Below are 11,824 nucleotides of genomic sequence, written 5' to 3' on the forward strand. Positions count from 1 at the left end.
TTTGATTCATCGAACTAGTTAACTAGTACGCAAGTTCACACGATAAAGGTATCTGAAAATGAAGGCGATAATCCGCATGCACAGCTGGTGGCGTACTTCCTGAAAACGGGCAGTGTAATCGCTATGGCTGTCATCCAGCCCAGATACCAAGCCCGCCAACGAAGCGGGCTTTTTTTTGAACAAAATATGAGAGCAGAACATGCAAACACAAAAACCAGCGCTCGAACTCCTGATTAATGACGCGCCCTATCGGGATAACCCGTCTGCCGTTTTCCACCAGCTATGTGGTGCCCGCCCGGCCACGTTATTGCTGGAATCAGCAGATATCGACAGCAAAAATGATTTGAAAAGCCTGCTGTTAGTCGACAGCGCGCTGCGTATTACCGCCTTAGGTGACACCGTCACTATTCATGCCCTTTCTGAGAACGGTGCATCACTGCTTCCCCTGCTTGATGCTGCACTGCCTGCAGGCGTTGAAAACGAACACTCTCCCCAAGGCCGCGTTCTGCGCTTCCCGGTGGTTAGCTCGCTGCTCGATGAAGATGCGCGTCTGTGCTCACTGTCGGTGTTCGATGCTTTTCGCTTGATGCAGGAACTGGTCACCGTGCCGGTAAACGAACGCGAAGCGATGTTCTTCGGCGGCCTGTTTGCCTATGACCTGGTAGCAGGATTTGAAGATTTGCCGGATCTGGTGCAAGACAACCGTTGCCCTGACTACTGTTTCTACCTGGCTGAAACGCTGCTGGTGATTGATCATCAGAAAAAACACACGCGCATTCAGGCAAGTTTGTTTACGCCATCGATCGCAGAAAAACAGCGTTTAATTCAGCGTACTGCACAACTGATTAAACAAATGGAGCAAGAGCCTGCTGCCTTGCCAGTGCAAAAAGTTGAGCGCATGACCTGCGAGTGTAACCAGAGCGACGAAGAATTTGGCGACGTGGTGCGTAAAATGCAAAAAGCGATTCGCATCGGTGAGATTTTCCAGGTTGTGCCATCGCGTCGTTTTTCATTGCCTTGCCCTTCTCCGCTCGCCGCGTATCAGACGCTGAAAAAGAGTAATCCAAGTCCGTACATGTTTTTCATGCAGGATAACGATTTCACTCTGTTTGGTGCGTCGCCGGAAAGCTCACTCAAATATGATGCCACATCACGCCAGATTGAAATCTACCCGATTGCCGGTACTCGCCCACGCGGTCGCCGTGCCGACGGTTCGCTTGACCGTGATCTTGATAGCCGCATTGAACTGGAAATGCGCACTGACCATAAAGAGATGTCCGAACATCTGATGTTAGTAGACCTGGCACGTAACGACCTGGCGCGTATTTGTACCCCAGGCAGCCGTTATGTTGCCGACCTGACTAAAGTCGACCGTTACTCGTTTGTGATGCATCTGGTTTCTCGCGTGGTTGGCGAACTGCGCCATGATCTTGACGTGCTGCACGCCTACCGCGCTTGCATGAACATGGGCACCCTGAGCGGCGCACCAAAAGTCCGCGCGATGCAACTGATTGCCAAAGCAGAAGGTGTTCGTCGTGGCAGTTACGGGGGTGCAGTAGGTTACTTCACCGCACATGGTGATTTGGACACCTGCATCGTCATCCGCTCCGCCTACGTTGAAAATGGCATTGCCACCGTTCAGGCCGGTGCAGGCGTGGTACTGGATTCTGTGCCGCAGTCTGAAGCTGATGAAACCCGCAACAAAGCTCGCGCTGTACTGCGCGCCATTGCCACCGCGCATCACGCACAGGAGATTTTCTGATGGCTGACATTCTGCTGCTCGATAACATCGACTCGTTCACCTACAACCTGGCTGATCAGTTGCGTGCCAATGGTCACAATGTCGTTATTTATCGTAATCACGTTCCTGCGCAGACTTTAATTGAACGTCTGGCCACCATGGACAACCCAGTGCTGATGCTTTCTCCAGGCCCAGGTGCGCCAAGTGAAGCGGGTTGCATGCCAGAACTGTTAACGCGACTGCGTGGCAAATTGCCGATTATTGGTATTTGTCTTGGCCACCAGGCGATTGTTGAAGCGTACGGCGGTTATGTCGGCCAGGCGGGTGAAATCCTGCATGGTAAAGCGTCGATAATCTCCCATGACGGCGAGGCGATGTTTGCGGGTTTACCTAACCCACTGCCTGTTGCGCGCTACCACTCGCTGGTCGGCAGCAATATTCCGGCAGGTTTGACCATCAACGCTCATTTTGACGGCATGGTAATGGCCGTGCGTCACGATGCTGACCGTGTGTGTGGTTTCCAGTTCCACCCGGAATCCATCCTCACCACTCACGGCGCTCGTCTGCTTGAGCAAACCCTCGACTGGGCGTTGCTGAAATTAAAACAGGCCAACACGCTGCAACCAATTCTCGACAAACTTTACCAGGCGCAAACCCTGAGCCGCGAAGAGAGCCACCAGCTATTTGCCGCAATCGTGCGGGGCGAGCTGAAACCAGAACAACTGGCAGCAGCCCTGGTCAGTATGAAAGTGCGCGGTGAGCATCCAAACGAAATCGCCGGTGCGGCCACTGCGTTGCTTGAAGCCGCAGCACCGTTCCCAAGCCCAGATTACCCGTTTGCCGACATTGTCGGGACAGGGGGTGACGGCAGCAACAGCATTAATATCTCCACTGCCAGCGCCTTTGTTGCCGCCGCGGTTGGACTGAAAGTCGCCAAACACGGTAACCGCAGCGTTTCCAGTAAATCAGGCTCTTCCGACTTACTGGCAGCATTTGGTATTAACCTGGAAATGAGTGCGGATGCGTCACGTCAAGCACTCGACGATTTGGGTGTTTGCTTCCTGTTCGCACCGAAATACCACGCTGGTTTTCGCCACGCGATGCCTGTACGCCAGCAGTTAAAAACGCGCACCCTGTTCAACGTACTTGGGCCGTTGATTAACCCGGCCCATCCACAGATGGCGCTCATTGGTGTCTACAGTGCAGAATTGGTGTTGCCAATTGCCGAAACATTGCGAGTGCTGGGTTATAAGCGTGCGGCTGTGGTCCACAGCGGTGGGATGGATGAAGTTTCTTTGCATGCCACGACACAGGTTGCTGAACTGCATGACGGCGAAATCAAAAGCTATCAACTGGAAGCCACAGACTTTGGCCTCCCTGCCTATCATCAGGATCAACTTGCAGGCGGTACGCCGGAAGAAAACCGTGACATTCTCACCCGCCTGTTACAAGGTAAAGGAGAGACCGCTCATGAGTCTGCAGTCGCGGCAAACGTCGCCATGTTAATGCGTCTGCATGGGCAAGAAGATCTTAAAGTGAATGCACAACGAGTGCTGGAAGTGTTGCGCAGCGGCGCAGCATATGACCGGGTAACAGCACTGGCAGGAAGAGGATAAGTCATGCAGGAAACCGTATTAAAGAAGATCGTCGATGATAAGGCGATATGGGTTGAAGCACGCAAACAACAGCAACCCCTGGCAAGTTTCCAGAACAACATTGTGCCGGCAACACGCAACTTTTATCACGCACTGCAAGGGGCCCGAACCGCCTTCATTCTGGAGTGCAAAAAAGCCTCTCCGTCAAAAGGCGTGATTCGTGATGATTTTGACCCGGCCCGCATTGCAAGCGTGTACAAACACTACGCTTCCGCGATTTCCGTTTTAACCGACGAGAAGTATTTTCAGGGAAGCTTTGATTTTCTGCCGATTGTCAGCGACATCGTCACGCAACCGGTGTTATGCAAAGACTTTATTATCGACTCGTATCAGATTCTGCTAGCGCGTTTTTATCAGGCCGATGCCTGTCTGCTGATGCTGTCCGTGCTTGAGGATGAACAGTATCGCCAACTGGCTGCTGTCGCCCACAGCCTTAACATGGGTGTGCTGACAGAAGTCAGTAATGAAGAAGAGCTGGAACGTGCGATTGAGCTGAAAGCAAAAGTCGTCGGCATCAACAACCGCGACCTGCGCGATTTATCCATCGACCTGAATCGTACTCGCCAATTAGCGCCTCGTCTGGGTCACGGTGTGACGGTAATTAGCGAATCCGGTATCAGCAATTATGGCCAAATCCGCGAACTCAGCCACTTTGCCAACGGCTTCCTGATTGGTTCAGCCTTAATGAGCGAAGACGATCTGAATGCAGCTGTCCGTCGCGTCACGTTAGGCAGTAACAAAGTCTGCGGTCTGACTCGTTCACAAGATGCTCGTGCAGCATTTGAAGCCGGTGCCATTTATGGCGGCCTGATTTTTGTACCTTCATCACCGCGTTTTGTCAGTGATGAAACAGCTGCTGCTGTCATTGCCGCCGCACCGTTGAAATATGTGGGTGTGTTCCGCGACATGCCAGTGAGTGACGTGGTGCAAAAAGCCGAGCAATTTAAACTCGCCGCAGTACAACTGCACGGTACTGAAAACCAGGTGTACATCGACAAACTACGCGCAGCCCTTTCGGCAAATGTACACATCTGGAAAGCATTGAGCGTGAAAGAGAGTTTACCTGTGCGTGATTTAAACCACGTTGACAAATACCTGTTTGATAACGGCCAGGGCGGTAGCGGCCAGCGTTTCGACTGGTCACTGCTGGCGGGTCAGAATCTGGAAAATGTGATTCTGGCCGGTGGTTTAGGCGCAGATAACTGCGTGGATGCGGCTAAAATGGGTTGCGCTGGTTTAGATTTCAACTCAGGTGTCGAAAGCGCACCGGGTATTAAAGATGCTAACAAGCTGGCTGCCGTCTTCCAGACGCTGCGGGCTTACTAAGGAAAATATCATGACATTACTTAATCCCTATTTTGGTGAGTTTGGCGGTATGTACGTACCGCAAATCCTAATGCCGGCACTGCGCCAGTTGGAAGAAGCGTTTGTGGCAGCACAAAGCGATGCAGAATTTCAGGCTGAGTTTACCGACCTACTGAAAAATTACGCGGGCCGCCCAACAGCACTGACCAAGTGCAGAAACCTGACCGCTGGCACGAAAACGACGCTCTATTTAAAACGTGAAGATTTGCTGCACGGCGGCGCGCACAAAACTAACCAAGTGCTCGGCCAGGCGTTGTTGGCGAAGAAAATGGGTAAAACCGAAATCATCGCCGAAACCGGCGCGGGTCAACATGGTGTAGCGTCGGCATTAGCCAGCGCCCTGCTCGGCCTGAAATGCCGTGTCTATATGGGGGCAAAAGACGTTGAGCGCCAATCGCCAAACGTGTTCCGTATGCGTCTGATGGGTGCGGAAGTGATCCCCGTACACAGCGGTTCCGCCACGTTGAAAGATGCGTGCAACGAAGCGCTTCGCGACTGGTCTGGCAGCTACGATACCGCGCACTACATGCTCGGAACCGCCGCTGGCCCCCACCCGTTCCCAACTATCGTGCGTGAGTTCCAGCGCATGATTGGCGAAGAAACTAAAGCCCAGATCCTTGAAAAAGAAGGCCGCCTGCCGGATGCGGTTATCGCCTGCGTGGGCGGGGGCTCGAATGCTATCGGCATGTTTGCCGATTTCATCGATGAAACGAACGTCGGTCTGATTGGCGTTGAACCTGCCGGTCACGGTATCGAAACGGGCGAGCACGGTGCGCCATTAAAACATGGTCGCGTCGGGATTTACTTCGGTATGAAATCCCCAATGATGCAAACTGACGAAGGCCAAATCGAAGAATCTTATTCCGTCTCTGCCGGTCTGGACTTCCCTTCTGTTGGGCCGCAGCATGCGCACTTGAACAGTATTGGCCGTGCGGATTATGTCTCCATTACGGATGACGAAGCCCTGGAAGCCTTCAAAACGTTGTGCCTCAAAGAAGGGATTATTCCCGCGCTGGAATCTTCACACGCACTGGCTCACGCCCTGAAGATGATGAAAGATAATCCAGAAAAAGAACAACTGTTAGTGGTGAATCTCTCTGGCCGTGGTGACAAAGACATCTTCACTGTTCACGACATCCTTAAAGCACGAGGGGAAATGTAATGGAACGTTATCAACACGCATTTGAACAGCTGCAAGCTCGCAAGGAAGGTGCTTTTGTTCCTTTCGTGACCCTTGGCGACCCGTCACCAGAACAGTCGTTAAAGATTATCGATACGCTGATTGAAGCAGGTGCTGACGCGCTGGAATTGGGGATCCCTTTCTCCGACCCGCTGGCAGATGGCCCAACCATTCAGAACGCTGCACTGCGTGCGTTTGCCGCAGGTGTGACGCCAACACAATGCTTTGAAATGCTGGCGGCGATTCGCCAGAAACACCCTACCATTCCGATTGGCCTGCTGATGTACGCCAACCTGGTGTTTAACCGTGGTATTGATGAGTTCTATGCATTGTGCGCCAAAGTGGGTGTCGACTCCGTGCTCATTGCGGATGTCCCTATTGAAGAGTCAGCACCTTTCCGCCAGGCCGCTATGCGCCACAACGTTGCGCCAATCTTCATTTGCCCACCGAATGCGGATGACGCACTGCTGCGTGAAATTGCCACCCATGGCCGTGGTTATACCTATCTGTTGTCCCGTGCGGGTGTGACGGGTGCTGAAACACGCGCTCAGTTGCCACTGCATCACCTGGTAGAAAAGTTGACTGAATTGGGTGCCGCACCTTCATTGCAAGGCTTTGGGATTTCCGAACCTTCGCAAGTTAAGGATGCCATTGCTGCGGGCGCTGCGGGCGCAATTTCTGGCTCGGCCATCGTGAAGATTATTGAGAAGAACCTGGATAAGCCGGATGTGATGTTAAGCGAGCTGAGAGCCTTTGTTCAGGCACTAAAAGCCGCGACGCACACGGCATAAGAAAACAAAAAGGCCGGAGCAATTCCGGCCTTTCTATTACACCAACCACAGGCTTGTTCAACACATCCTTAAACAATCAATAGTCGGCCTTTCATTCATTGCCAAACAGTCATAATTAACGTCTAAAATCAACCAGTTCTGACTTATCCAAATGTAGGGTGGTTTTTGCTGGCTGTGTGCAGGCAATCACCGAACCATTGCGTACGGAATAGCGCACGGGTACCTGACGGCGCACCGCATCAAAACCATTGTCAGCCGGCAGCACTATCAGATTGGCACTGTTGCCCACTTCCACACCGTAATCCGACAAATTCAGCGTGCGTGCACTGTGATGCGTAATCAGATTCACACCATCATTAATCTGACCGTAACCCATCAGTTGGCATACATGCAGTCCCATATGCAGCACTTGCAGCATGTTGGCAGTACCCAACGGATACCACGGATCGAACACATCATCGTGACCGAAACAGACGTTAATACCCGACTCCAGCATCTCTTTGACCCGCGTGACTCCACGGCGTTTAGGATAGGTATCAAAACGACCTTGCAGATGAATATTCACCAGCGGATTAGCCACAAAGTTGATGCCAGACATCTTCAGCAAGCGGAACAGACGTGAGGTGTATGCGCCATTATACGAGTGCATAGCCGTAGTATGACTTGCCGTCACTCGATGGCCTATCTGCTCGCGATGCGCCAACGCGGCAACTGTTTCGACAAAACGCGATTGCTCATCGTCAATCTCATCACAGTGCACATCAATCAGGCAGTCATATTTTTGCGCCAGCGCGAAAGTTTTGTGCAGTGATTCCACACCATATTCACGCGTAAACTCAAAGTGAGGAATGGCACCCACTACGTCAGCACCCAAACGCAGCGCTTCTTCCAGCAGCTCTTCACCATTGGGATAAGACATGATGCCTTCTTGCGGGAAGGCCACGATTTGCATATCAACCCACGGTGCCACTTCTTTCTTCACTTCCAGCATCGCTTTGAGCGCCGTCAGCGTGGCATCAGAAACGTCAACGTGAGTACGCACGTGCTGAATACCGTTGGCGATTTGCCATTTCAGCGTTTGCCACGCGCGCTGTTTTACATCTTCATGAGTCAGTAGAGCTTTGCGCTCAGCCCAACGCTCGATGCCTTCAAACAGCGTGCCTGACTGGTTCCAACTCGGCTGACCCGCGGTTTGGGTGGTATCCAGATGAATATGTGGCTCCACAAACGGCGGCAGCACCAAACCTTGTTCGGCGTCTAAGCTCCCTTCTGTGGCTGATAAACATTCAGTTTGAGCGTCAATGGCACTGATTTTTCCGTCCTGAAGACGAATCTGCCAGAGCCCTTCTTTGCCCGGCAAACGGGCGTTTATGATCGTTTGTAGTGTGTTATTTGACACTGTTAACCTCCGCATGGATAGGAGCCATTGCCGTTTTGCGATTCACAACCGGATTCAAGATAAGGTAACTCAACGCCCCACCCAGCACGGCGTTCACCGGCACAATGCCCGGCAACCCGTGACCCGCAGCAATACCCAGTGCCACGGCCAGAATCGCAACCCAATTAACGTTCATCATTCGCGTAGTCGCAAAATGCTCATAACGACGACGATTCATCAGATAGTCAGCAATAATCACGCCACCTACCGGTGGGATTGCCGCAGACAAGAAGGTCAACCAACCCACAAAATTGTTATACAGCCACAGCGCACAAATCGTGCCGATAATACCGTTGATAATCGACAACGTTTTGCTCGACATGCCGGTAATGTTGGCGAAGCCCAAGCCAGACGCATACAGCGCATTGTCGTTGGTGGTCCAGATGTTAAGACCCAGCACCACAATCGCTGGCAGCAACAATCCCTGGGCAATCATTACATCGGAAATATCCGCCATACCCAACGCGGCCGCACCCGCCGCACCAAAGATAAACATCAATGAATTGCCGAGGAAAAACGCCACCATCGACACGATGACTGCCAGCCTGGCATTACGCCCAAAGCGCACGAAGTCTGCGGTTAGTGTACCCGCACTAATAAAGGACCCCACCACCATCGCCAACGCGATGTTAAAGTCCAGCGGCTGAGCCGGAACCACGGCCCGTATCGCATCCATGCCACCCATACCATGCACCGCCAGCCATACGGAATAACCGCCCAGACAGGCAATCGCCGGTACCGCAATGACCGACAGCACTGTCAGTGCCGAAATACCAAAGCACACGGTGACTGTCATCAGCAGGCCGGAGACCGCAATCAGCAGGTTGATGTCCCAGCCCGTCGCTTTGCCCACCGGAATGGCAAACATCGCCACACCCACGCCAAACCATCCTACCTGCGTACCGCCCAGCAGCAGCGAAGGCAACCATGAGCCTTTGACGCCAAAAGAGAATCGAGCAAGTAGATGAGTAGTGAGGCCTGTTTTGGCACCGATGTAGCCGAGAAGAGAAGTATAAACACCGAGAAGAAGATTACCGAGAAGCACTGCGAGGAAGAAATCATGATAATTCAGACCGGTACCGAGAGCACCTCCAGTCCACATGCTGGCAGAAAAGAAGGTTAACCCCAGCATGACGAATGTCAACGCCAGCCCCCCTTTCCGCGCTGACAACGGAACCGGTTCCTGACTAAAATTGTTATCTTGCGACACGATAATTCTCCCTGGTTGACTATTTCTGTCCAAAAAAATTCGCCGCATTCTATACTTCTCAGCTTTAAAAGCAATCGTTTTCGGGCCTTGTTGAATAAATCGAAAGTTTAGTCGTTGTCAGGCTCAGACCACGACATTCCTGACGGTAGCAGAAGCTGCGATGTCTCGGATAAAGCAACTTCGTTCTGGTAAATATTTATCTCCGGTGATTCTAAGCGTTCCGACCACAATAATGGCGGCACCCTTTACCTAAGGACGTAATCACATAATATTTGCATCGGATGAGTGGGAGGCAGTCTCGCCCCACCGAGGGAGTTCAAGATTAAGACCAAACAGATCGAGGGCTCTGACCACACTGTGATGAATGATGTGGTCAACACTTTGTGGCCGTTGATAAAGCGCCGGTACCGGTGGGAAAATTATTCCCCCCATTTCGGTCACCTGGGTCATGTTACGTAAATGGCCCAAATTTAACGGCGTTTCACGTGCCAAAAGGACAAGACGCCTTCGCTCTTTGAGCACGACATCGGCGGCACGAGTCAGCAGGTTATCGGTCAGACAGTGGGCAATGGAAGCCATTGAACGCATTGAGCAGGGGGCGACCAGCATGCCCAGCGTCGTAAATGAACCGCTGGAAACAGAGGCGCCCAGATTGCTGATATCGTGGGTGACATCAGCCATCGACATGACATCCTCCAGGTGATAGTTAGTCTCCAGTTCGCAAGTGCGTTCTGCTCCACGGGAAATGACCAGATGGACTTCAAGATCCAGAGGACGCAATAATTGTAGTGCCTTAACGCCGTACTGAAACCCGGAGGCACCACTGATTCCAACGATAATACGTTGCTGGCTCATAGCGACCTTAATTATTCGAAGTCTGGCAGGAAACGTTTCACATCAACGGTCATAAATTTCGACCGTTCAAAATGTGCCTTCAGATGGAAAGGTACGGTACAGTCAAAAATAGTCTTGCAAGACATTCCCTCCTGCAAAATAGTTGGGCTGTATTCCGGAACCTGTGACGGATCCAGTGGGTGACAACGCACACCCGGTATAAACACGGTATCAACATCCCCCTGGTATCGGGTCTGCATTGCCCACAGCACATCATCGCTGTCAAAAATATCGACATCTTCATCTACCAGGATGACATGTTTCAGCTCAGGGAACGCAGAGAATGCCAGCAATGCCGCCTGACGTTGGCGACCTTCATCCGTTGCTGCGGCTTTTTTAAACTGCATGACAGCCAGCAGTTTCCCGCCACCTGCTGAGTGGGCGAAGACATTAAGCAATTTGCCCGGCATTGCACGCTCGACCAGATCCAGGATGCTGGCTTCAGTCGGGATCCCCGCCATGTTTACATGTTCTTCGCCAGGGCCCAGCGTAGTGCGCCATATGGGATTATGACGGTGAGTCACCGCTTTAACTTTGATGACCGGAATGGCTGCTTTCGCTTCCCCGGTATAGCCTGGAAACTCCGGCATTGCTTTACCCGTCTGGGTATTAATGTCCTCTTGCATACGGACATCTGGTAACAGTTCGCCTTCAATGACGATTTCTGCGTGTGCTATGGCTTTTTCATTGATGGTCTTGCATTGAACCATTTCGACCGGATGTCCACGCAGTGCACCAGCGATACTTAACTCATTAAAGCCAAGTGGGGTGGTCGGAGGCTCAAAACAGGCTGCCACTTCAATGGCAGGATCAACGCCAATGCTGATAGAGATTGGCAGCGGTTTGCCAGCATTCTCAGCTTTCATCCGGAAAGCATCGATATGTCGACCAGGAGTTAGCCACATTGTCAGCTCATCTTTGCTCTGAACACAGAGGCGGTGAATGGTAATGTCTGATTCATGAGTTTCTGGATCAGAGGCGTAACAAAGGCCCATGGTGATGTAAGGACCTGCATCCTCTTCAGTATTGGTCGGTGCTGGAAGCAGTTTTCGAATGTCAAAATCCGGGTCGGATGCCAGGTGGACAACCTCCTGACAAACTGCATTTACCGCATCAATCTCAACAGGGGCAATAGCGTGCTTGACGGAATCCTTTAACAGGAAACCTAACTTTTTTGGATCGCAATTAAGAAACTCCCCTACGCGTTTACGCGAGCCATTCAGGCCGATAGCAACGCTGATATCCCTGAATCCTTTAATTTTTTTGAACACCATTGCCGGCCCGTTTTTCTTTGTCGGACGCAGGCAGGTGCCACCGGCCCCAACATAGCGATACACCCCTGACAGCTCCGCATGGGGATCCACCTCAGTGTCGGTTTCAACATACTCTCCAGGTAACGTTTTCAGCAGTTCCAGTGCTGAGCGCAGGTCATACACAGAAGATTTTTTTGTCATCCTAATTGTTTTCCGGTTAATTGATTTAACGGGCTAAACGATATACCCATTCAAAATGAAAGGGGAAATACCGTTTTAGTGTTAGAGTCCAGATCA

The 11,824-nt window shown here is 51.9% G+C and carries 9 protein-coding genes and 1 other annotated feature; of the genes, 5 read left to right on the forward strand and 4 right to left on the reverse strand.

Features of this window, described 5'->3' with window-relative positions; all coding sequences use genetic code 11:
- Nucleotides 1–79: 79 nt before the first annotated feature.
- Nucleotides 80–177: a sequence feature (Trp leader region), on the forward strand.
- A gap of 22 nt (nucleotides 178–199) precedes the next feature.
- Genes VJY99_RS03175 through trpA form a run of 5 tightly spaced genes read left to right on the forward strand, consistent with a single transcriptional unit; the run spans nucleotide 200 to nucleotide 6,732 of the window.
- Complete coding sequence (locus VJY99_RS03175) at nucleotides 200–1,762, forward strand: anthranilate synthase component 1 (RefSeq protein ID WP_324116253.1); 1,563 nt, start codon at nucleotides 200–202, stop codon at nucleotides 1,760–1,762.
- Entirely contained in the window at nucleotides 1,762–3,357 is a 1,596-nt protein-coding gene (gene trpD / locus VJY99_RS03180) for a bifunctional anthranilate synthase glutamate amidotransferase component TrpG/anthranilate phosphoribosyltransferase TrpD (protein ID WP_324116255.1), read from the forward strand. The genes VJY99_RS03175 and trpD overlap by 1 nt, the downstream gene beginning before the upstream one ends.
- Before the next feature lie 3 nt (nucleotides 3,358–3,360).
- Nucleotides 3,361–4,722 carry a bifunctional indole-3-glycerol-phosphate synthase TrpC/phosphoribosylanthranilate isomerase TrpF gene (gene trpCF / locus VJY99_RS03185; protein WP_324116257.1) on the forward strand — a complete coding sequence of 454 codons (1,362 nt, stop codon included), beginning with the start codon at nucleotides 3,361–3,363 and terminating at the stop codon, nucleotides 4,720–4,722.
- Between the two features lie 7 nt (nucleotides 4,723–4,729).
- Complete coding sequence (gene trpB / locus VJY99_RS03190) at nucleotides 4,730–5,923, forward strand: tryptophan synthase subunit beta (protein ID WP_324116320.1); 1,194 nt, start codon at nucleotides 4,730–4,732, stop codon at nucleotides 5,921–5,923.
- Complete coding sequence (gene trpA, locus VJY99_RS03195; protein WP_324116259.1) at nucleotides 5,923–6,732, forward strand: tryptophan synthase subunit alpha; 810 nt, start codon at nucleotides 5,923–5,925, stop codon at nucleotides 6,730–6,732. The genes trpB and trpA overlap by 1 nt, the downstream gene beginning before the upstream one ends.
- A gap of 115 nt (nucleotides 6,733–6,847) precedes the next feature.
- Here trpA and codA read toward each other — a convergent pair whose 3' ends face one another.
- The 4 genes from codA to VJY99_RS03215 all read right to left on the reverse strand — a co-directional run bounded on the left by codA (nucleotide 6,848) and on the right by VJY99_RS03215 (nucleotide 11,728).
- Nucleotides 6,848–8,131: a cytosine/isoguanine deaminase gene (codA, locus tag VJY99_RS03200; RefSeq protein WP_324116262.1), complete on the reverse strand. Its 1,284-nt coding sequence runs from the start codon at nucleotides 8,129–8,131 to the stop codon at nucleotides 6,848–6,850.
- Nucleotides 8,121–9,380 (reverse strand): cytosine permease, encoded by a 1,260-nt coding sequence (codB, locus tag VJY99_RS03205; protein WP_324116264.1) that lies wholly within the window; start codon nucleotides 9,378–9,380, stop codon nucleotides 8,121–8,123. Before codB ends, codA begins: the two co-directional genes overlap by 11 nt.
- Nucleotides 9,381–9,641: 261 nt before the next feature.
- Nucleotides 9,642–10,235, reverse strand: a complete 594-nt coding sequence (locus VJY99_RS03210; RefSeq protein ID WP_324116266.1) for a UbiX family flavin prenyltransferase — start codon at nucleotides 10,233–10,235, stop codon at nucleotides 9,642–9,644.
- Between the two features lie 11 nt (nucleotides 10,236–10,246).
- A complete protein-coding gene (locus tag VJY99_RS03215; protein WP_324116267.1) occupies nucleotides 10,247–11,728 on the reverse strand; it encodes a UbiD family decarboxylase in 1,482 nt (493 codons plus the stop codon).
- Nucleotides 11,729–11,824: the final 96 nt, after the last annotated feature.

Origin of the sequence: Buttiauxella sp. (assembly GCF_035271705.1) — a bacterium.
Classification (GTDB): domain Bacteria; phylum Pseudomonadota; class Gammaproteobacteria; order Enterobacterales; family Enterobacteriaceae; genus Buttiauxella.

Excerpts from the sequence above, each read along its gene's own strand:
- VJY99_RS03175 (WP_324116253.1), top strand. The coding sequence starts at position 200 with ATGCAAACACAAAAACCAGCGCTCGAACTCCTGATTAATGACGCGCCC.
- trpD (WP_324116255.1), top strand. The coding sequence starts at position 1,762 with ATGGCTGACATTCTGCTGCTCGATAACATCGACTCGTTCACCTACAAC.
- trpCF (WP_324116257.1), top strand. The coding sequence starts at position 3,361 with ATGCAGGAAACCGTATTAAAGAAGATCGTCGATGATAAGGCGATATGG.
- trpA (WP_324116259.1), top strand. The coding sequence starts at position 5,923 with ATGGAACGTTATCAACACGCATTTGAACAGCTGCAAGCTCGCAAGGAA.
- VJY99_RS03210 (WP_324116266.1), bottom strand. The coding sequence starts at position 10,235 with ATGAGCCAGCAACGTATTATCGTTGGAATCAGTGGTGCCTCCGGGTTT.
- VJY99_RS03215 (WP_324116267.1), bottom strand. The coding sequence starts at position 11,728 with ATGACAAAAAAATCTTCTGTGTATGACCTGCGCTCAGCACTGGAACTG.